Source organism: Sphingomonas panaciterrae (assembly GCF_036890205.1).
GTDB lineage: Bacteria > Pseudomonadota > Alphaproteobacteria > Sphingomonadales > Sphingomonadaceae > Sphingomonas > Sphingomonas panaciterrae.
In genome coordinates, this window is record NZ_JAKNQR010000001.1 from 1,262,496 (window position 1) to 1,283,113 (window position 20,618).

General features: G+C 68.9%; 21 protein-coding genes. 8 read left to right on the plus strand and 13 right to left on the minus strand.

The features are described from left to right. Positions 1–29: 29 nt before the first annotated feature. From L8F96_RS06210 to L8F96_RS06235, 6 genes are all read right to left on the minus strand, one after another. On the minus strand, positions 30–1,046 hold the full coding sequence (locus L8F96_RS06210; protein WP_417158934.1) for a phage major capsid protein: 1,017 nt from the start codon (positions 1,044–1,046) through the stop codon (positions 30–32). A gap of 73 nt (positions 1,047–1,119) precedes the next feature. Beyond that, on the minus strand, positions 1,120–1,494 hold the full coding sequence (locus L8F96_RS06215; protein WP_211095191.1) for an HK97 family phage prohead protease: 375 nt from the start codon (positions 1,492–1,494) through the stop codon (positions 1,120–1,122). Beyond that, a complete protein-coding gene (locus L8F96_RS06220; RefSeq protein WP_046407331.1) occupies positions 1,491–1,799 on the minus strand; it encodes a DUF6127 family protein in 309 nt (102 codons plus the stop codon). The genes L8F96_RS06215 and L8F96_RS06220 overlap by 4 nt, the downstream gene beginning before the upstream one ends. After that, complete coding sequence (locus tag L8F96_RS06225; protein ID WP_046407385.1) at positions 1,796–2,902, minus strand: phage portal protein; 1,107 nt, start codon at positions 2,900–2,902, stop codon at positions 1,796–1,798. Before L8F96_RS06225 ends, L8F96_RS06220 begins: the two co-directional genes overlap by 4 nt. A 68-nt stretch (positions 2,903–2,970) precedes the next feature. Further along, positions 2,971–4,272 (minus strand): DNA-packaging protein, encoded by a 1,302-nt coding sequence (locus tag L8F96_RS06230; protein WP_334655531.1) that lies wholly within the window; start codon positions 4,270–4,272, stop codon positions 2,971–2,973. Then, positions 4,269–5,024 carry a hypothetical protein gene (locus L8F96_RS06235; RefSeq protein ID WP_334655532.1) on the minus strand — a complete coding sequence of 252 codons (756 nt, stop codon included), beginning with the start codon at positions 5,022–5,024 and terminating at the stop codon, positions 4,269–4,271. The genes L8F96_RS06230 and L8F96_RS06235 overlap by 4 nt, the downstream gene beginning before the upstream one ends. 258 nt (positions 5,025–5,282) lie before the next feature. Between L8F96_RS06235 and L8F96_RS06240 the strand changes: the two genes are divergently transcribed. Beyond that, a complete protein-coding gene (locus L8F96_RS06240; protein ID WP_334655533.1) occupies positions 5,283–6,509 on the plus strand; it encodes an NAD(P)/FAD-dependent oxidoreductase in 1,227 nt (408 codons plus the stop codon). 72 nt (positions 6,510–6,581) lie between these two features. Here the strand turns inward: L8F96_RS06240 and lpdA are convergent, their stop codons facing one another. Then, positions 6,582–7,976, minus strand: a complete 1,395-nt coding sequence (gene lpdA / locus L8F96_RS06245) for a dihydrolipoyl dehydrogenase (protein ID WP_046407336.1) — start codon at positions 7,974–7,976, stop codon at positions 6,582–6,584. A gap of 92 nt (positions 7,977–8,068) precedes the next feature. Here lpdA and L8F96_RS06250 point away from each other — a divergent pair, with 92 nt between their 5' ends. After that, entirely contained in the window at positions 8,069–9,301 is a 1,233-nt protein-coding gene (locus L8F96_RS06250; RefSeq protein ID WP_334655534.1) for an acyl-CoA dehydrogenase family protein, read from the plus strand. A gap of 80 nt (positions 9,302–9,381) precedes the next feature. On the opposite strand, the gene L8F96_RS06255 is transcribed toward L8F96_RS06250, so the two are convergent. From L8F96_RS06255 to L8F96_RS06265, 3 genes are all read right to left on the minus strand, one after another. After that, positions 9,382–9,957 carry an opacity protein gene (locus L8F96_RS06255; protein WP_334655535.1) on the minus strand — a complete coding sequence of 192 codons (576 nt, stop codon included), beginning with the start codon at positions 9,955–9,957 and terminating at the stop codon, positions 9,382–9,384. Between the two features lie 141 nt (positions 9,958–10,098). Next, positions 10,099–10,470, minus strand: a complete 372-nt coding sequence (locus tag L8F96_RS06260; protein WP_046407341.1) for a tRNA-binding protein — start codon at positions 10,468–10,470, stop codon at positions 10,099–10,101. Further along, entirely contained in the window at positions 10,470–11,141 is a 672-nt protein-coding gene (locus tag L8F96_RS06265) for a glutathione S-transferase family protein (RefSeq protein WP_334655536.1), read from the minus strand. The genes L8F96_RS06260 and L8F96_RS06265 overlap by 1 nt, the downstream gene beginning before the upstream one ends. Before the next feature lie 135 nt (positions 11,142–11,276). Between L8F96_RS06265 and L8F96_RS06270 the strand changes: the two genes are divergently transcribed. The 3 genes from L8F96_RS06270 to L8F96_RS06280 all read left to right on the plus strand — a co-directional run bounded on the left by L8F96_RS06270 (position 11,277) and on the right by L8F96_RS06280 (position 14,665). Next, the gene (locus tag L8F96_RS06270; protein ID WP_046407343.1) at positions 11,277–12,122 is read left to right on the plus strand and encodes an enoyl-CoA hydratase-related protein; all 846 of its coding nucleotides are present in this window, start codon (positions 11,277–11,279) and stop codon (positions 12,120–12,122) included. A 143-nt stretch (positions 12,123–12,265) separates the two neighbouring features. Continuing rightward, positions 12,266–14,374, plus strand: coding sequence for a S9 family peptidase (locus L8F96_RS06275; protein WP_334655537.1), 2,109 nt, complete (start codon positions 12,266–12,268; stop codon positions 14,372–14,374). Positions 14,375–14,458: 84 nt separating this feature from the next. Then, complete coding sequence (locus L8F96_RS06280) at positions 14,459–14,665, plus strand: hypothetical protein (protein WP_136451050.1); 207 nt, start codon at positions 14,459–14,461, stop codon at positions 14,663–14,665. Between the two features lie 42 nt (positions 14,666–14,707). Here the strand turns inward: L8F96_RS06280 and L8F96_RS06285 are convergent, their stop codons facing one another. Beyond that, on the minus strand, positions 14,708–15,694 hold the full coding sequence (locus L8F96_RS06285; protein ID WP_145120048.1) for an NAD(P)H-dependent flavin oxidoreductase: 987 nt from the start codon (positions 15,692–15,694) through the stop codon (positions 14,708–14,710). A gap of 89 nt (positions 15,695–15,783) precedes the next feature. Here L8F96_RS06285 and L8F96_RS06290 point away from each other — a divergent pair, with 89 nt between their 5' ends. Together L8F96_RS06290 and L8F96_RS06295 are read left to right on the plus strand one after the other, a co-directional pair. Further along, entirely contained in the window at positions 15,784–16,200 is a 417-nt protein-coding gene (locus L8F96_RS06290) for a secondary thiamine-phosphate synthase enzyme YjbQ (RefSeq protein ID WP_145117887.1), read from the plus strand. 5 nt (positions 16,201–16,205) lie between these two features. Beyond that, positions 16,206–17,687, plus strand: a complete 1,482-nt coding sequence (locus L8F96_RS06295; protein ID WP_334655641.1) for an ABC1 kinase family protein — start codon at positions 16,206–16,208, stop codon at positions 17,685–17,687. A 4-nt stretch (positions 17,688–17,691) separates the two neighbouring features. Here L8F96_RS06295 and L8F96_RS06300 read toward each other — a convergent pair whose 3' ends face one another. Further along, positions 17,692–18,948 (minus strand): aspartate kinase, encoded by a 1,257-nt coding sequence (locus tag L8F96_RS06300; RefSeq protein ID WP_334655538.1) that lies wholly within the window; start codon positions 18,946–18,948, stop codon positions 17,692–17,694. Positions 18,949–19,000: 52 nt separating this feature from the next. Between L8F96_RS06300 and ubiG the strand changes: the two genes are divergently transcribed. Continuing rightward, positions 19,001–19,780 (plus strand): bifunctional 2-polyprenyl-6-hydroxyphenol methylase/3-demethylubiquinol 3-O-methyltransferase UbiG, encoded by a 780-nt coding sequence (gene ubiG / locus L8F96_RS06305; RefSeq protein ID WP_334655539.1) that lies wholly within the window; start codon positions 19,001–19,003, stop codon positions 19,778–19,780. 50 nt (positions 19,781–19,830) lie between these two features. Here the strand turns inward: ubiG and L8F96_RS06310 are convergent, their stop codons facing one another. Next, on the minus strand, positions 19,831–20,604 hold the full coding sequence (locus tag L8F96_RS06310) for a class II aldolase/adducin family protein (protein ID WP_136451046.1): 774 nt from the start codon (positions 20,602–20,604) through the stop codon (positions 19,831–19,833). Positions 20,605–20,618 lie beyond the last annotated feature (14 nt).

The following is a 20,618-nucleotide window of genomic DNA, read 5'->3' on the forward strand; positions in this document are numbered from 1 at the left end:
CCCGCGCGAACGGGAGGGGCGGGAAAGGATCACGACGCGGCGAACTTCATCACCTTGATCGCCTCGCTGTTCGACACGCAGCCGCCGACGCGCTTGGTGGCGTAGAAGCTGACGAACGGCTTCTTGGTGTAGGGATCGCGCAGGATCGCGGTCTCGCTGCGCTCGGCGATCAGATAGCCCGCCTTGAAGTTGCCGAACGCGATCGACAGCGTGTTGGCGGCCATGTCGGGCATGTCCTCCGCCTCGACCACCGGATAGCCGAGCAGCGTCGCCGGCTGCCCCGCCGCCAGGCTCGGCTGCCACACGAACGCGCCGTCGCTGGTCTTGAACTTGCGGATGCGCGCCAGCGTCGCCGCGTTCATCACGAACACCGCCCCCTGCCGGTACGGCGCGCGCAGCGACTGGACCAGGTCGATCAGCCGCTCCTGCGGATTGCTGCCGAAATCGCCCGCTGCGCCCGACAGGATATGCTGCAGCGTGCCGAACGGCCGCGTCGCATCGCCGGTCGCCGCCGTCGCCTGCTGCAGGAACCCCCTGGGCCGGTTGATGCCGTTGCCATTGACGAACGCCGCGCCTTCCGCCTTGGCGAATTCCGCCGCGATCTCGCCCGCCAGCCATTCCTCGACGTCGAAATGCGCGTCGTCCAGCATCGCCTGCGTCGCCGACGGATTGGCGAACAGCTCGCCCATCGGCGGCGCGATCTCCACCATCGTCGGCGTTGCCGTCTCACCCCGCTCGCCCGTCTCGGCCGCCCAGCCCGACGGCGTGCCGCCCGTCGTCACCAGCTTGCGATAGCCCGCGCTGCCGACCGACACGACATTGGCGATGCTCCGGATCGGCGACGCGGCTTTCAGCGTCGCATCGATCACCGCGTCGAGCTCCTTCGGCACGGCATAGCCGCCGGTGTCGCCGGTCACCCCCGAAAACGCCTTCATCTCCAGCACCGCGCCGCTGCGCACGAACGCCCCGAACGCCGCATCGCGGCCCGCACCCAGAATTGCCGACGCGCCATCCAGCACCGGCCGTGCCACCATCATCTCACCCATGTTCTTCTCCCACGCGAAAACCCTCCCCGGCCGCGCTTGGCCGGGAAGCTGCACCCACCACGGGCGCGCACCTTCAGATCTCGATGATCGTCTCCACCCGCGCCGCCGCCTGCATCGGCACAGCGACCAGGCTCACTTCGGCAAGGCGTGCGCGCAGCACCTCGCGCCACGCCCCCTGCCGCGCCGCCAGCGCGCGATACCCGACCGACAGCCCGCGCAGCGCCCCGCTGCGCACCATCCGCGCCACGTCAGGATCAACAACGCACGCCTCGATCCACAGCCCGCGCGCATCCTCCCCGATCGCCCAGATCTCCCCCACCGGCTTGCCCTGATGTTGCATCAGCAGCGGCACCGGCACCGCATCGGCAAAGACGCCGCTGCGAAACACATCGCCCGCCCGATCGACCCGGTCGAACAAGGCGGCATAGCCCTGGATGCGCAGGCTCATCGCACCCACTCCCCGAACCCCAGCTTCACCGCCAGCAATGCCAGCAGCAGCGCCGCCGCCCAGCCGGCGAACGCCTTCCACGCGCTCCGCTTGGCATCGCGCCACGCGGTCAGCAGCTCGCGCAGTTCGGCGAGATCACGTGACGCCGCATCGTCGGCCAGCCCCAGCCGGGTCATCGCCCGCGTCGCGCCCAGCTCGCCCGCCTCCTCGGCAATCGCGCGCAACGTCGCCATGTCCGTGCCGCCAGCGCTCCCCTGCGCCAGCAGCTGCGCCAGAACAGAACCAGTCCCAGAAGACCCTGTCATTGCGCCCACCCCACCATCTGCCGCTTTTCGTCGGCGGAAATGAAATCGGCCGCGGACACCATCGCCCACAGCCGCTCGCGATCCTCCACCAATGCCGGCACGCGATCGGGATCGATCTCGATCCGCGCCTCGGCAAACCAGTCGCGCAGGCCAGCCGCCAGCGCCCCGAACACCGCATCCGCCAGCGGCAGCACGGTCAGCCGCCACAATGCGCGATTGGCCTCGCGATAATTGGCGTAGGTCGCATCCCCGGGCAGCCCCAGCAGCATCGGCGGCACGCCAAAGGCCAGCGCGATCTCCCGCGCCGCCGCCGATTTCAGCCCGACGAAATCCATGTCGGCCGGCGACAGGCTCAGCGCCTGCCACTTGAGCCCCCCTTCCAGCAGCATCGGCCGCCCGGCATTGCCCGCACCGGCAAAGCCCGCCTCCATTTCCTCGCGCAGCCGCTGGAACTGGTCGGCCGACAACGCCGATCCATCGCCGGGATCATAGACCAGCGCCCCCGAAGGCCGCGCCGCATTGTCGAGCAGCGCCTTGTTCCAGCGGCCAGCGGCATTGTGCACCGCGATCGCCCCCGATGCCGCGCCAAGGCACCCCAGCCCGTAATGATCGTCCAGCGGGTGGAACCCGCGCACATGGATCACCGCGTCGGGCGCAATCTCGCTCACCCGCCCGCCCACGGTGTAGCGATAGCCCGCCGCCCAGCCGCCGGCGTCCAGCACCACGCCAACCCGCTCGGGCCGCAGCGGATACAGCTCCGCCACCTTGCCGGCCTCGTCGCGCAGCACCTGGACGAAGGCATTGCCGTGCAGCAGCACCTGCGCCGCCACCACTTCCGCCAGCCGCCCGCCCCCGCTGCGTGCCGTCACCAACGCCAGCAGCGCGGGATCGCTCGCGTCCAGCGGCGCCGATCCCACCGCCTCCGCCACCAGCCGCACCGCGCGCTGCGCCACCGCATTGCCGAGATACCCCGCGCGCACCTGCGCCTCATATCCCGTGGGCCACTCCCCGTGTGCGAAGCTTTGCCCCCCGTGCGACCCCGCCCCCCGCGACAAGGCCGGACGCGATTCCTCGCGCCCGGCCCTCATGCCGAACCATCTCATGCTCATCTCTCCCGAATGTCGAAGCCGACGGCGCGCTACAGCGCGCCCGCAACAGCTCCAGAGGCGCGCTACAGCGCGCGCACCGCCGCCGCCCCGCGCCGCCCCAGCATCAGCTCATTGAGCGCCCAGACCAGGGCATCCGCGCGATCCGGCGATCGCCCCGGCCCCTCATAGCCGCCGCCGACCACCATCCCGCACAGCTCGTCCTCCAGCATCGGGAACACGCCCGCATGGCGCACGCGTCCCGCCTCATACAGCGCCGCCACCGGCTCCGCCCGCGCCACCTTCCCGCGGCTGGCATGGACCAGCCTGACCGGCAGCCCCGTATCCGCGGCATGAAGCACCGATCGCACCATCTCGCCGCCCTGGTTGGCCTCCGCCACCACCCGGTCGGCGCCATGCCGCGCGGCGCAGCCCGCCACCGCGCGCGCCCAGCCCTCGGGCGTCGCGCCGGTCACGCTGGCATCCTCGATCACATGGCCGCCTCCCTCGGCGTCCAGCCCGGCGGCGACGATCCCGCAGGCGTCGCCACCGACCCCCGCCGGCGGATCGACCCCAACCACCACGCGCACCAGCACCGGCGCCGCCACGATCCGGCACCCCTCGATCATCGCGCGCGACCATAGCGCCCCCGCGACCGTCTCGATCATCTCGCCGTCCAGCTCCTGCCGGCCCAGCGCGGTGCCGCCATAGCTTTCCATCATCGTCTCGATGAACGCCGCCGGCAGATGAACATTGTCGCCCGTCCGCCCGGTCGTCTGGTGAAGCCCCGGCAGCGCCATCACCCGGCGCATCAGCACGGTCGATCGCGGCGTGGTCGTCACCATCACCTGCGGCTGCTTTCCCAGCCGCATCGTCATCATCAGATTGTCCCACGCCGCCTCGCCGCGCCGCCACTTCGCCAGTTCGTCACACCAGGCGGCATGATGTTCCGGCCCGCGCAGCCCCTCGGGCGAATCCGCCGAATAGACGGTGGCGATCGCCCCGCCCGGCCAGCGCACCTCGCCCTTGCTCGCCGCCCATGCGGGCCGCATGTCGAGCCGCGCGGTGGCAAGCACCCCGCTCGGCCCCTCCACCATCACCCGCCGCGCCTCGTCCGCGGTCGCGCCGACCAAGGCAATCCGCGCCTCGGGCACCCGCCGCGCGACGCCATTGACCCATTCCGCCCCGGCGCGCGTCTTGCCGAACCCGCGCCCCGCCCGGACCAGCCACACGCGCCACGCCTCCTCCGACCAATATTGTCCCCCATGCGCGAAGGTGTGCCAGCGCCCCGCCAGCTCCACCTTCATCGGCATCGACAGTTCTGCGATCACCCGGTCGCGCTCGTCCGGCGGCAACAGCGCCAGCCTCATCAACAGATGCCCGTTCATGACGCCGCCCCCCGCCTGGCCAGCCCGTCGAGCGCGCGCTTCAGCGCCGCGTCGCTCTCCGCCTCGGTCGGCATGCGGACCGGCAGCACCTGCCCCCTGCGCCCGCCATCGGCGGCGCGATGCCGCTGCAACATGCCGACCGCCAGTTGCAGGTCGCCATTGCTGATGCTCGCGCCCGCCGCGCCCGCCGCCACCGCATCGACCTTGCCGATCGCATAGACCAGCAGCGCATTTTCCAGCCGGTCGTATCCGATCGCCAGCGCCTCATCCCAGGCCGCGGCAAAGGCGGCATCCACGCTGCGCCAGCGATGCACCGTCGCCAAAGTCCGCCCCGCCGACGCCGCGGCCGCCGCCACATTGCAGGTCTCCGCCAGCACCTTGGCAAAGCGCAGCTGCCGCAGCCGGGTGGTATGGCCGGCGATCCGCTCGACCCCACGCCTCTCGTCCTGCGGCCACGCGCTCGCGTCCGCCGCCTCATCCTCGGGCATTGCCGATAACGTCGCGGCGTCAGCCACGAGGGCCGCGCCGCCGCCCTGCGACACGGTCCCGGGCGCTTCACCGCGGCTGCCCGCTTTCCTTGTCCGCCCGATGCCCGTCACCGCCGCGCCGGGCTTGCGCGCCGTGATTTGCGCGGCCTCACCCCCCGGGGCGCCTCGCACGGCCCGCCGCGCTCGTGCCGGATCGGCAGCCCCATGCTCCCGCGCGCCGCCGCCGTCGATGCGCACGACCCCCTCCGCTGCGCCCTTGTTCATCGCGCCTCTCCCCCGCTGCCGTGGACGTCCCGCCATTCGGACAGGCCCCCAAACGCCGACGGGCCGGGAGCGACAGGGCCTACCCCTGCACTCACCGGCCCGTCGCCGCATCGAGCTGGCGGCGCTGCCCAATTGCGCCTGCACTTCCTCGATGTTCCTGTTTTGTACACAAACAGCGTCGCGCTGTCAAGCGCGTTTCGCTTGCCCTTGGCCGCGCCCCCGCGCAGGAACCCTCGCGAATGTCTGCGGGGAGGACGAATGAGCAGCTATGACGTGGTGATCGTCGGTGCGGGCCATGGCGGTGCTCAGGCCGCCATCGCGCTGCGCCAGGCGAAGTTCGACGGCACGATCGCGGTGATCGGCGCGGAGCCGGAACTGCCCTACGAACGCCCGCCCTTGTCCAAGGAATATCTCGCCGGCGACAAGGCGTTCGACCGTATCCTGATCCGCCCGGCGGCCTTCTGGGAGGAACGCGGCGTCGACATGCTGCTCGGCCGCGAAGTCACCGCCGTCGATCCCGCCGCGCATCGTGTCACCACCGCTGACGGCGCGACGATCGGCTATCGCCACCTCATCTGGGCCACCGGCGGCAGCCCGCGCCGCCTCGCCTGCGCCGGCAACGATCTCGCCGGCGTCCACACCGTGCGCACCCGCGCCGATGCCGATCGCATGATGGCCGAGCTTCCCGGCGTGACGGACGCGGTCGTCATCGGCGGCGGCTATATCGGGCTGGAGGCCGCGGCCGTCCTCGCGAAGTTCGGCAAGAAGGTCGTTCTGCTCGAGGCGCTCGACCGGGTCCTTGCCCGAGTCGCCGGCCCGGACCTCTCGCGCTTCTACGAGGCGGAGCATCGCGCGCACGGCGTCGACGTTCGGCTCGGCGTCGCGGTCGACTGCATCGTCGGGGAGGACGGCCGCGCCACCGGCGTTCGCCTCGCCGACGGCAGCGTGATCCCCGCGCAGCTCGTCATCGTCGGCATCGGCATCATCCCCGCGGTCGAACCGTTGCTGGCCGCCGGCGCGGTCGGCGGCAATGGCGTCGCGGTCGACGCGCAATGCCGCACCAGCCTGCCCGACATCTTCGCGATCGGCGATTGCGCGCTCCACGCCAACGGCTTCGCGGAAGGCGCCAACATCCGGCTCGAATCGGTGCAAAACGCCAATGATCAGGCCAATGTCGTCGCCAGGACGATCGCCGGTCAGGACGCCGCCTATCACGCGGTGCCGTGGTTCTGGTCCAACCAGTACGATCTGAAGCTTCAGACCGTCGGCCTCTCGATCGGCCATGACGCCACTGTCCTGCGCGGCGACCCCGCCGCCCGCAGCTTCTCGATCATCTACCTCAAGGCCGGCCGAGTCATCGCGCTCGACTGCGTCAATTCGGTCAAGGATTACGTCCAGGGGCGAAAGCTCATCGAAACCCGCGCCGCGCCCGATCCCGCGCGACTGGCGGATGCGGCGACCCCGCTGAAGGAACTCACCGCCTAGCCGCCACCAACGAAAAAGGGGCGCCGGCAAATTCGCCAGCGCCCCTTTTCCTGTGTCGCCCGGGCGACCCGATCAGATGTGGATCGGCTTGCCCTGCACCGCCATCGCGGCTTCCTTGATCGCTTCCGAATGGGTCGGGTGCGCGTGGCAGGTGTAGGCGATGTCCTCGCTGGTCGCGCCAAACTCCATCGCCTGCGCCGCCTGCGCGATCATCGTGCCCGCGACGCTCGCGATGCACCACACGCCCAGCACGCGATCGGTCTTGGCGTCGGCGATCACCTTCACGAACCCGTCCGGCTCATGGTTGGTCTTGGCGCGGCTGTTCGCCATCATCGGGAACTTGCCGACCTTGATCTCGCCCTTCTCCTTGGCGGCTTCCTCGGTCAGCCCGACGCCCGCGATCTCCGGCCAGGTGTAGACGACCGACGGGATCACATCATGGTTCACGATGCCATGCTGGCCCGCGATATTCTCCGCAACGGCGATGCCCTCGTCCTCGGCCTTGTGCGCCAGCATCGGCCCCGGAATGACGTCGCCGATCGCCCAGACACCCGAAACCGAGGTGCGGAAATCGTGGTCGGTCTCGATCTGGCCGCGATTGTTCGGGGTGAGGCCGATCTTCTCCAGCCCCAGGCCGTCGGTGTTCGGCTTGCGGCCGATCGACACCAGCACGCAATCCGCCTCGATCGTCGATGCCTCGCCGCCAGCGGCCGGCTCAACGGTCAGCGTGGCCTTGTCGCCGTTCACGGCAACATTGGTCACCTTGGTGCCCAGCTTGAACTCGATCCCCTGCTTCTTGAAGATCTTGTTGGCTTCCTTGCGCACGTCCCCGTCGAAGCCCGGCAGGATCTGGTCGAGGAACTCGACGCACGTCACCTTCGCACCCAGACGACGCCACACCGAGCCAAGCTCCAGCCCGATCACGCCGCCACCGATGACGACCATGTGCTCGGGCACCTTGGGCAGTTCCAGCGCACCAGTCGAATCGACCACCACCTTCTGGTCGATCGTCACGCCCGGCAGCGGGGTGACGCTGGATCCGGTCGCGATGACGATGTTCTTCGCCGTCACCTTCTGCCCGCCGACGGTGACACTGTGCGCATCCTCGAAGCTGGCGCGGCCCTTCAGCCACGTCACCTTGTTCTTCTTGAAGAGGTATTCGATGCCGCCCGTCAGGCTCTTCACCGACTCGCGGCGCTGGCCGTGCATCGCATCGAGGTCCAGCTCCGGCGTCACCTTCACGCCCATCTTCGCCATCGAGCCATTGGCCGCCGCATCGAAAAATTCGCTCGCGTGCAGCATCGCCTTCGACGGGATGCAGCCGACGTTGAGGCAGGTGCCGCCCAGCGTCTCGCGGCTCTCGGCGCAGGCGGTCTTCAGGCCCAATTGTGCCGCCCGGATCGCTGCGACATAGCCACCCGGACCGGCACCGATCACGAGAACGTCATAGTCGAATTCGTCAGCCATCGGGTGCACTCGCCTCTGGATTAGGGAAACCGGCTGCGACATAGACCCTCGTGACGGGGGTGCAACCCCGCGAGCGACTTAGGAGAGGCCGGATGGACCTGACGTGGAGCCCCGAGGAACGGGCGTTCGAGGCGGAGGTGCGCGATTTTCTCGCCACCGCGCTCACCCCCGATCTGCAACGCGCCGGCCGCCTCTCCACCAGCGTCTATGCCGATCACGAAGCCAGCATGGAGTGGCAGCAGATCCTGGTCGAAAAGGGCTGGGCCGCGCCGCACTGGGCGCCCGAGCACGGCGGCACCGACTGGACGGTGGCACAACATTACATCTGGAATCGGGAGCGGATCGCCGCCGGCGCACCGGGCCTGTCGCCGATGGGCATTTCGATGGTGGCCTATGTCATCATGAAATACGGCACGCCCGAGCAGCAACGCTTCTTCCTGCCGCGCATCCTGTCCGGGGAAATCTTCTTCTGTCAGGGCTATTCCGAACCCGGCTCGGGTAGCGATCTGGCATCCTTGCAGACCAGCGCCATCGAGAACGGCGACGACCTCATCATCAATGGCCAGAAAGTGTGGACCACCCACGCCAATGAGGCGAACTGGATCTTCGCACTGGTCCGCACCTCGAAGGAAGGCCGCCCGCAGCAGGGCATCACCTTCATCCTCATCGACATGACCACGCCCGGCGTTGAGGTCCGCCCCTTCACCATGGCCTCGGGCGAGCAGATCCAGAACGCGGTCTTCTTCACCGACGTGCGCGTGCCCAAGGCGAACGTGATGGGGGAGATCGACCGCGGCTGGAGCGTCGCGAAATATCTTCTCGAATTCGAACGCGGCGGCAATGCCTACGCCCCCGCGCTCAAGGCCCGCGCCGACGCCATCGCCCGCTATGCGGCGGAAACCATCGGCAGCGACGGCGCGCCGCTTCTCGATGACCCGGTTTTCGCCACCAAGCTCGCCCGCGCGCGGATCCGCGCCGACGTGCTGGAGATCATGGAACTCCGCCTGCTCTCGGCCGCGGACGACGATGGCAGCGTCGGCGCCTTGTCGTCGATGATGAAGATCATGGGCACCGAACTCGCCGGCACGCTGACCGAACTGACCATGGAGGCGGCGGGCGACCGCGGCCTCGTCTATCAACCCCACGCCACCATGCCCGGCGGCCCGGTCCCCCGCCACACGCCGCCCGCCGACGGCTATGTGTCGGGCGAGGAATGGCACGCGCTCGCACCGCTGCGCTACATGAACGAGCGCGCCGGCCCGATCTACGCCGGCTCCAACGAAATCCAGCGCAACATCATCGCCAAACAGGTGCTGGGGCTCTGACCAAGCCCCCCGCTCCGATTGCACGAAAAAAGGGGCCCCGGCCTGCGCCGGAGCCCCCTTTCGCTAGCTCGGCGCGGGGATCAGAAGTGCCCGATCACGCCCAGCATCGGACGCACCGTCTCGAAATCGCCGGTGGTGGCGATTTCGGCGCGGATGCGGATGCCTTCCTTCTTGACCAGACCGTCCAGGCCGATCGCCGACGGGCCGAACTCGCCGCCGATGCCGTAGGAGATACGGCCATAGTCGCGGCTGTTGTTGCCGTAGCGGTCGAAGTTGACCCAGCGATAGCCGGCCTTGACGTAGATGAGGCCGGTCTCACCAGCGCGCGCGCCGACCCGGCCGTGCACGCCATATTCCCAGTCGATGTCGCCGGTGAAGCCCTTGGCCGCATTGCCCTCGACGCCGACGAAGAAGCTGTTGAGCGGCACGTTTACGCCGACCACGCCCTCGACCAGGCCGCCCTTCAGGCGGTTGCCCGGCTGCGACACGGGGATGCCGCCGCCCGGTGCGCTCTCGAAGCCTTCATAGCCGCCCAGCACGCCGACATAGGGATCGATCCCGAACGCGCGCGAACCGTCGCTGGTGGTCTCCTGCGCCGCAGCAACCGACGGGATCACAAAAGCGGCGGCAACGGCCGCCGAAAGCAACTTCTTCATCACAATACCTTATCACGAGGCCGCCGCTTGATGCGCGGTCCACACGTTCAAACCGTCAGGGTTCCCGCAAGTTGCTGCACTTGCGAGACAAAGAAATCCTGTTGCATTGCAGCAACACCACTGTGGCCGAAACGGGACGACCTAGAACAGCCGCCCGCCGTCGGGCACCGCCAGCGTCGGCGCAGCCAGCACCACCTTGCCCGCCGCGTCGGGAAAGCCGAGCGTCAGCACTTCGCTCATCACCGGGCCGATCTGCCGCGGCGGGAAGTTCACCACCGCCATCACCTGCCTGCCGACCAGATCCTCGGCGGCATGGTTCTCGGTGATCTGCGCCGACGATTTCTTGCGCCCGATCACCGCCCCGAAATCAATCACCAGCTTCAGCGCCGGCTTGCGCGCTTCCGGGAACGGCTCGGCCGACACGATCGTGCCGACGCGAATGTCGACCTTCAGGAAATCGTCGAAACTGATCGTCTCGGCCGCCGGGGCGCCGGCATCATGATTGGCGTGCATCAGAAATCCGGGTTCTCGTAATAATCAGGCGGCTCGATCCCGCTCATCCGCTCGGCCAGCAAGGGCCGGAAGCTGCGGCGGCTCTTGAACGCCGAATACCACGCCTTGGCATGGGTATGCCCTGACCAGTCAATCCCGCCGAGATAATCCGCGACCGAGATATGCGCCGCGGCGGCAAGGTCGGCGAGGCTGATCGTCGCGCCCGCCATCCATTTGCGATGGTCGAGCAGGTAATCGATGTAATCGAGATGCCCGACCGCGGATTTCATCGCCTCGCGCAGCCGGGCGGCATTGGGCGACTGGCGCAGCACCAGCCGCTTCACCATCCGCTCCTCGATCAACGGCTGGCTGACGTCGCGGAAGAATTGCGCGTCGAACCAGGTCGTCAGGCGGCGGATCTCGGCGCGGTTGGCGGCCGATCCGTTGATCATCGCCGCGCGGTCGACCGTCTCCTCGAAATATTCGCAGATCGCCATCGAATCGATCAGCACCGTGCCGCGCTCGCCATCCACCATCACCGGCGTCTGCCCGGCGGGATTCAGGTGCAGGAACTCGTCCCGCCGCGACCACGGCATTTCCCGCACCAGCTCATAGCCGACGTCCTTCTCGCCCAGCAGGATGCGGACCTTGCGGGTGAAGGGACACAAAGGAAATTGATGGAGCTGCCACATGCCCCATCGTTAGGCCGCCAAGCCGGCCAGTGAAAGGCGCTTCGGCGAACTTGCGCCACCGCATGGCGTGTCACGCCGGGGCAGGTTATGCCGTGCCGCAAGCGGACGCAGGATCCGCATCATCAGGAGAGGCCGATGACCTTTGAACAGATCCGCTACACGATCGATGGCCCGATCGCGACGATCATGCTCGCCCGCCCGGAGAAGATGAACGCCTATACCGCGGTGATGGGGGCTGAGTTGGCCGAAGCGGTGCGCAAGGCGGGCACCGAGGAGAAGGTGCGCGTCATCATCCTGACTGGCGAGGGCCGCGGCTTCTGCGCGGGCGCGGACATCTCCGGCGGCGCCGACAGCTTCGGCAGCGGCGGGCCTAATTTCGCCGCCAAGGGCAAGCCGCGGCAGGACGGCGGCGGCTTCGTCGGCGCGCTGTTCGACAGTCCCAAGCCGATCATCGCCGCGATCAACGGCGCTGCGGTCGGGGTCGGCGCCACGCTCACCCTGCCATGCGACATCCGCATCGCCGCCGACACCGCGCGCTTCGGCTTCGTCTTCGCGCGCCGCGGGCTGGTCCCTGAGGCGGGCAGCGCCTGGTTCCTGCCGCAGCTCGTCGGCCTGCCCCAGGCGCTGCGCTGGTGCCTGTCGGGCGCACTGTTCGACGCGGCTGAGGCGCTTCGCGGCGGGCTGGTCAGCGAGGTCGTCCCCGCCGACATCCTGCTCGCCCGCGCCCACGAAATCGCGCGCGAGATTGCCGAGAACACCGCTCCCGTCTCGATCGCGCTGACCCGCCAGATGCTGTGGCGCTTCGCTGGCGAGCCATCGCCCGCCGCCGCGCTCAAGGTCGATGGCGGATTCGCCATGACGCTCGGCGCCGGGCCCGACGTGCGCGAGGGCGTCGCCGCCTTCTTGGAAAAGCGCCCCCCCGCCTTCCCCGGGCGGATCGCCACCGACATGCCGCCCGGCTACCCTTGGTGGGGCCGCTGACGGCGCTCGCCCCGCCATCGCCGCCATCACCGTTGCCGGAAGCGGCGCGGACCCATGCCCGAACTGCAATGGCGCGCGCACGATGCTTGCTTGCGCCCCGCCCCCCTGCTGCGCTTCAACCGCGCATCCACCGGAGTAACCCAATGCGCCGTTTCGCTTTTCTCCTTGCCTGTTCCGTCCTCGCCGCCCCCGTCCTCGCCGCCCCCGTCCTCGCCGCCCCAGCCCCCGCGCTTGCGCAGCAGCAGGCGAATGCCGCGCCGGTTGATGGCCCCAGCCGCACCTTCACTGGCAACGACCTGTTCGGCCTCTCGATCGCGGCCGATCCGCAGATCAGCCCGGACGGCCGCACCATCGTCTATGTCCGCCGCACCGGCGACATCATGACCGACCGGATGCAATCGTCACTGTGGCTGATCGATGTCGCCAGCGGAAAGCAGACGCCCTTCGCCACCAGCGGCTCCAGCCCGCGCTGGTCGCCCGACGGCTCGCGGATCGCCTATGTCGCCGCCGATGGCCACCGCGCCCAGCTCTTCGTCCGCTGGATCGGCAGCGGCGCCAGCACGCGCGTGACCAGCCTTCCGGGTGATCCCAACAGCCTGTCCTGGTCGCCCGACGGCACGCGCCTCGCGTACATCGCGACCGTCGCCGGCGAGCCCACCAAGCTCGGCAAGGCGCCCGCCAAACCGGAGGGGGCGAAATGGGCCGAACCGCTCGAGGTGATCGACCGCATCACCTATCGCAACGACGGCCCCGGCTATCGCAAGCCCGGCTACGACCATGTCTTCGTCGTCTCGGCGGAGGGCGGTGCGGCGCAACAGCTGACCTTCGGCAAGTTCGACGATGGCGGCCCGCTGTCGTGGAGCGCGGACGGCCGCACCATCCTGTTCTCCGCCATCCGCGGCCCGGATGCCGAGCGTCAGGTGATGAATTCCGAGGTGATCGCGGTGGACGCCCGCACCGGTGCATTGCGCACGCTCACCAGCCGCGATGGGCCCGACGGCGCACCGCGCTTCTCCAGCGACGGCAGCCGGATTGCCTGGATCGGCTTCGACGACAAGCGCCGCGCTTATACCAACGCCGAACTGTACGTCGGTGACGCCAATGCAGCGTCGCCGCGCTCGCTCACCGCGTCGCTCGATCGTTCGATCGATGACGCGCAGTGGGCCGGCGACGGCCGCGCGCTCTACGCCAGCTATGACGACAAGGGGCAGCGCAAGCTCGCCCGCATCGGGCTTGACGGACGTTCGACGGTGCTTGCCGACAACCTCGCCGGCGGCGGGCTCGATCGCCCCTATACGGGCGGCGATTTCTCCGTCTCGCGCGGCGGCACCATCGCCTACACCGGCGGCGACGCCTCGGCCCCGGCGGACGTGTGGGTGTGGAGCGGCGGCAAGGCGCGTCGCCTGACCAACCTCAACGCCGTGCTCACCGCCTCCAAGACGCTGGCGCCGGTGCGCAAGATCGCGGTGACCGCGCCCGACGGCCGCCCGATCGACGCCTGGCTCGCCACCCCGCCGGGCTGGCAGCCGGGCACCCGCGTGCCGCTGATCCTCGAAATCCACGGCGGCCCGCATTCCGCCTACGGCCCGAGCTTCGCCACCGACGTCCAGCTCTATGCGTCCGCCGGCTATGCCGTGCTGTGGACCAACCCGCGCGGCTCCACCTCCTACGGCGCCGAGTTCGCGAACCTGATCGACAAGAATTATCCCAGCGAGGACTATGACGACCTGATGGCCGCGGTGGACGCGGCGATCGCGGAGGGCGTGGCCGATCCCAACAATCTGTTCGTGACCGGCGGCTCGGGCGGCGGCGTGCTCACCTCCTGGATCGTCGGCAAGACCGATCGCTTCAAGGCGGCGGCCACGCAAAAGCCCGTGATCAACTGGATCAGCGAGGCGCTGACGATGGACAACACGCTGTTCACGTCGCGCTACTGGTTCTCCAAGCTGCCGTGGGAAGATCCCATGAGCTACTGGAACCGCTCGCCGTTGAGCCTCGTCGGCAACGTGAAGACCCCCACGCTCGTCGTCGTCGGCAGCGAGGATTACCGCACCCCCGTCAGCGAGAGTGAGCAATATTATGCCGCGCTCCAGATCGCCGGCGTCCCGACCGCGCTGGTGAAGGTGCCCGGCGCCAGCCACGGCGGCTTCACCAGCCGCCCGTCACAATCGGCGGCGAAGGCCAGCGCGATCCTCGCCTGGTTCGATCGCTACCGCAACGCCGCGCCGGCGGCATCCACCCCGGCCAATTGATCATCGGCATGGCGGCGGACCGCGCGTTCGCCGCCATGCCATAATCGTTTGGCGCGACTCCGCGAGCGGGCGTATGATCCTTTGATGGAAAAGCGCCGCCAGATCGCGATCGTCGCCGGCACGTTGTCGCTCGCCGCGCTCGCCATGATCGACCCGCCCAGCGCGGACATCCGCATCCTGACGCATGAGCGCGCCGACACCTCGCCGGCCCGTTTCCAGGCCGGGGTCGACCTCGGCCTCGCCAGCGCCTCGATTCTGGTCACCTGGACGGCGCACCAGCTGACTCGCTGAGACACCGCCGCGCCGCGGCAATGGCCCTGCTCGTTTGCCTGATCAGGCCGCGCGCTGTTCCAGCGCCTGCGCCGCCTCGGCCATCAGCGACGCGATGATATCCGCAAGCGGCTCTTCCTTGGTCACCATGCCGACCGACTGGCCCGCCATCACGCTGCCATGCTCGACATCGCCGTCGATCACCGCGCGGCGCAGCGCACCGGCCCAATAATGTTCGATCTGCAGCTGCGCCTCGGCCATCGCGACCGCACCTTCGTCCAGCGCCTGCGCCACTTCGCGCTGCTTGGCGGTGAACAGCTCGCCCCCGGCATTCTTCAGCGCGCGCACCGGGATCACCGGCAGCCGCGGGTCGATCTGAACGCTCGCCACCGCATCGCGCGCAGAGGCGCGGATGAACGCCTGCTTGAACTTCGGGTGCGCGATCGATTCGGTCGCGCAGACGAAGCGCGTGCCGAGCTGGACGCCAGCCGCGCCCATGTCGAGATAGCCCGCAATCGCCTCGCCGCGGCCGATGCCGCCGGCGATGAACACCGGCACGTCATTGGCGATCGCCGGCAGGATCTCCTGCGCCAGCACGCTGGTCGAAACGGGGCCAATATGCCCCCCTGCCTCGGACCCTTCGATCACCAGCGCGTCGACGCCCGAGCGGATCAGCTTCTTCGCCAGCGCCAGCGTCGGCGCAAAGCAGATGACCTTGGCGCCTGATGCCTTGATCGCTTCCAGCGAGCCCTTGGGCGGCAGCCCGCCCGCCAGCACGACATGACCGACCTCATGCTTCGCGCACACCTCGATCAGCGCCATCAGATCGGGGTGCATGGTGATCAGGTTCACGCCGAACGGCTTGTCGGTCAGCGCCTTGGTCGCGGCGATTTCCTTGTCGAGCAGCTCGACCGTCATCGCCCCGCACGCAATCACGCCGAACCCGCCGGCGTTGGACATGGCGGCGACCAAATTGCGCTCGCTAACCCAGCTCATCGCGCCGGCCATGATGGCCACTTCGCTGCCGAGGAATGCGGCGCCGCGCTCCATGCGGCGGGCGAGACGGGCGGAACCCGAACGGTCGATCGTGGTATCGTTCATCACCGCGCCGCTACACCGGTCGCGCGGCGGAGACAAACATGCGGCAATACGCCACCGAACTGATTGTTACCTCGCCCGGCCAGGGCCTTCACGAATTCACCCGCGATGTCACCGGCTGGGTCGCCTCGACCGGCATCGAACAGGGCCTTCTCACCCTCTTCATCCGCCACACCTCCGCCTCGCTGCTGATCCAGGAAAACGCCGCCCCCGCCGCGCGACGCGACATAGAACGCTATCTCGCCCGCATCGCCCCCGAATCGCGTGATTACGAGCATGACGATGAAGGGCCGGACGACATGCCCGCGCACCTGCGCTCGGCGCTCACCGCCACCAGCCTCTCGATCCCAGTCGCGAATGGCCACCCGGTGCTCGGCACGTGGCAGGGCATCTACCTCTTCGAGCATCGCCGCGCGTCGCACCGCCGGCAGGTCGCGCTTCACCTGATCGGCGAGTGACGGCGATGCTGGGAACGCTGAAAGTCGCCGCCCGCGATCGCGCCCGGCTGGGCGAAGTCGCCGCCGTCATGTCGCGCTTCGGCCTCGACGTGCTGCTCGCCCGCCTCGGCCTCGGCAGCGCGCAGGACGAGCCCGAGCCGTTCGACCTTCCCGACCGCACGCGCCGCGCGCTGGAGGCGCTCGGCCCCACCTGGGTGAAGCTCGGCCAGATCATGGCGACGCGCGCGGATATCCTGCCGCCCGAATGGATCGCCGCGTTCGAACAGCTGCAAAGCTCGGCCCCGCGCCTGCCCTTCGAGGACCTGCGCCCGGCGGTGGAGACCGCGCTCGGCGAGCCGCCCGAGACGGTGTTCGCCCAGTTCGATGCCGAACCGCTCGCCGCCGCCTCGATGGCGCAGGTCCACCGCGCAACGCTGCCTGATGGCACGGCCGTGGTGGTCAAGATCCGCCGCCCCGGCATCCGCCCGCGGATGGAGGCGGACTTGCGCCTGCTCGGCGAAGTCGCGCGCGTCATGGAACGCTCCAATGCGGAGGCCCGCCGCTTCGGCGCGACCAAGCTCATCCGCCAGCTCGGCAGCGCGATCCTGGGCGAACTCGATTTCGCCAACGAGGGCCGCAACGCCGATCTGCTGCGCGACGATTTCGCGCGCGACTCCCGCGTGCTGATCCCGCGCATCCACTGGGATTATACGTCCGAAGCGCTGATCGTGATGGACCACATCCCCGGCGTGCCGCCGCGCAACGCCCAGGTGCTTCGGGATGCCGGGATCGACCCCGCCGTGATCGCCGCCTCGGGCGCGGACATCGTGCTTCAGATGGCGCTCATCAACGGCCGCTTCCACGGCGATCCGCACCCCGGCAACCTCCTGTGCTTGCCCGGCAACCGCATCGGCATGATCGATTTCGGCCTCATCGGCCACGTCAGCCCGCGCCGGCGTGAGGAATTCATCGCCTTCGTCCAGGCACTGGTCACCGACGATCCCGCGCTACTCGCCGAAACGCTCGCCCGCTGGGCCGAACTGGAACATCAGGTCCCGCGCTTCATGCCGATCGCGGAGGGGCTGGTGGTCCGCCACGGCCGCCGTCTGGTGCTGGCCGATCTCGTCGCCGACCTGTTCGGCACGCTGCGCGAGGAGAAGCTCGCCTTCCCGCCCGATCTTCTGCTGCTGTTCAAGGCGCTGATCACATTGGACGGCGTGCTCGGCGCGATCGAGCCCGACTTCGATCTCGCCGCCGCGATGCGCCGGGCAAGCGGCCGGCTGGTGATGGAGCGGCTCTCGCCGGAACGCTGGTCACGCCGCGCCGCCGCCGTCGCACTGGAGGTCGATCGGCTGGGCGACGATCTCCCGCGTCTGATCCGCGCGCTCGTCCGCCGCGCGGAGGCCCCGCCAACGCCTGCCCCGGCGCAGCCGTTCGACAGCCGCATCCTCGCGGCCGCCCTAATCGTCGCCGCGCTGATCATCGCGGCGGCGATCATGCTGACCTAGCGGCTCAGGCCGCCTCGTCGGCGTCGAGGCCGTAGGCGGTGTGCAGCACGCGCACCGCCAGCTCGGTCTCGTCCTCGTTGATCAGCACGCTGACCTTGATCTCGCTGGTCGAGATCGCAAGGATGTTGATCCCGCGCGCGCCCAGCGTCGAGAACATCGTGCTCGCGACGCCCGCATGGCTGCGCATGCCGACGCCGACGACGCTGATCTTCGCCACGCGCGTGTCGTGCACCAGCTCCTCGAAGCCGATCGCCGCACGCGCCTGGTTCAGCGTCTCGATCGATCGCGCGAGATCCGCCGAGGGCACCGTGAACGTCACGTCGGTCGAGCCCGAACCATGGGCGATATTCTGGATGATCATGTCGACGTTGATGTTCGCCGCGGCGAGCGGCTCGAAGATCGCCGAGACCGAGCCCGGCTTGTCCGGAACCGCGGTCAGCGTGATCTTCGCTTCGTTCTTGTCGTGCGCGATGCCGGTGATCAGCTGGCGTTCCACGTCTTCAACCTCCTCTTCGCCCACGATCATCGTGCCGGGCAGTGTATCCGCCATCGGGGCATCGTCGCCGGTGAACGACGAGAGCACCTGGATGCGGACATTCTCCTTCATCGCCAGGCCCACCGACCGCGTCTGCAGCACCTTGGCGCCGACGCTGGCGAGCTCCAGCATTTCCTCATACGTCACCTTGGCGAGCTTGCGCGCGCGCGGCACGATCCTGGGGTCGGTGGTATAGACGCCGTCGACGTCGGTGTAGATGTCGCAGCGATCGGCCTTGATCGCCGCCGCCACCGCCACTGCCGACGTGTCGGAGCCACCGCGCCCCAGCGTCGTCACGCGGCCGTTATGCACGCCCTGGAAACCCGGGATCACCGCCACTTCGCCCGCGCCCATGCTGGCCAGCAGCGCGTCGGCGTCGATCGTCTCGATCCGCGCCTTGGCGAACGCGCCCGAGGTATTCACCGGCAACTGCCAGCCCAGCCACGAACGCGCCGGCACGCCGATCGCCTGCAGCGCGATTGCCAGCAGCCCGCTGGTGATCTGCTCGCCGGCGGAAACGACGACGTCATATTCCTTGGGATCGTAAAGCGCGCTGGCCTCCCGGCAGAAATTGACCAGCCGGTCGGTCTCGCCCGCCATCGCGGAGACGACCACCGCCACCTCGTTGCCGGCCGCCGCCTCGCGTTTCACCCGCGCCGCGACCGAGCGAATCCGCTCGATCCCCGCCATCGAGGTGCCGCCGAATTTCATGACGATGCGGGCCACGGGATACTCTCGGGTGCTTGGGGAAAACAGGCGCGCCTGATAGGAAAGCGTCATGGCCGACGCAACTGTAACAACCGATACCGCACCCTCCCCCGCCGGAAGCGACGGCAGCGGCCACGCCAGCGTGGTGGCGCGCGAGGCGGCGCATTTCGGCGCCATGGCGAGTGAATGGTGGGATCCGCGCGGCTCATCCGCGATGCTTCACCGGCTCAATCCGGTGCGCCTGCGCTACATCCGCGAACAGGCCGACCGGCATTTCGATCTCGATCCCGCCAGCTTCACGCCGCTCGCGGGCAAGACCGTGCTCGATGTCGGCTGCGGCGCCGGCCTGCTCGCCGAACCGCTCAAGCGGCTGGGTGGCGCAGTCACCGCGATCGATGCCGCGGCGGAGAATATCGCGGTCGCGCGCGATCACGCTGCGCAGAGCGGGCTGGTCATCGACTACCGCGCCGGCGGCGTGGAGGCCGTGGAGGGCGAGCAGTTCGATCTCGTCACCTGCATGGAGGTGATCGAGCATGTCGCCGATCCGGCAGCCTTCGTCGCGGGGCTGGCAGGCGCGGTCGCAGATGGCGGCCTGCTGATCATGTCGACCCCCAATCGCACGCCCGTGTCGCGCCTCGCGATGATCACGCTGGCGGAGGGCACCGGCCGCATCCCGCGCGGCACGCACGATTGGGACAAGTTCATCACGCCGGAGGAGCTGGGCGAGATGCTCTCCGCCGTTGGCTTCACGGTGCGCGACACGCGCGGCATCGCCTTCTCGCCGACCAGCGGCTTCACCCTCTCCGACTCGCTGTCGCTGAACTACCTCGTCACCGCGACCCGCACATAACATCCGCTGCGGTCGTCACCCGGCGGGTACCGGATGACGACCGCGCTGCCTCAGTTGCGGAAGCTGGGATCAATCCGGTCGAGCTTGCGCAGCAGCGCCGGCCACGCCAGCTTCTCGGCAAGCTTGCCCATCCCCGCCGGCGCGCTCTGCCCGGCGACCTTCTCCTCCACGCCCTGCGGCGGGTTGTTGAGGTTCTCGCGCCCGGCCGACAGCATCAGCACCTGCGCCTCGCACGCCCGCTCTAGGAAATAGAGCCGCAGGAAGCAGGATGCGACGCTGTCGCCCACCGCCAGCGTTCCATGATTGCGCAGGATCATCGCATGCTTGTCGCCAATGTCCGCGACCAGCCGCTCGCGCTCGTCGAGGTCGGTCGCGATGCCCTCATAGTCGTGATAGGCGACATTGTGCTGCGCGATCATCGCCGTCTGGGTGTGCGGCAGCAGGCCGAATTCCATCGCCGAGACTGCCTGGCCATGCGGGGTGTGAAGATGCATCACCGCGGCGGCATCCTCGCGTGCCATGTGGATCGCCGAGTGGATCGTAAAGCCCGCCGGGTTCACCGGATGATCGGTATGGCCGACCGGATTGCCCTCGACATCGATCTTCACGAGGCTCGACGCGGTGATCTCCTCGAACATCATGTCATAGGGGTTGATCAGGAAGTGATGCTCCGGCCCGGGCACGCGCGCCGACAGGTGCGTGAAGATCAGGTCATCCCAGCCGTACAGCGCGACGAGGCGGTACGCCGCGGCCAGATCAACCCGCGCCTCCCACTCACCGGGGGCATATTGGTTGGTGTTGTCGACCGGCGCCAGCGTGGCCATGGCAAACTCTCCTT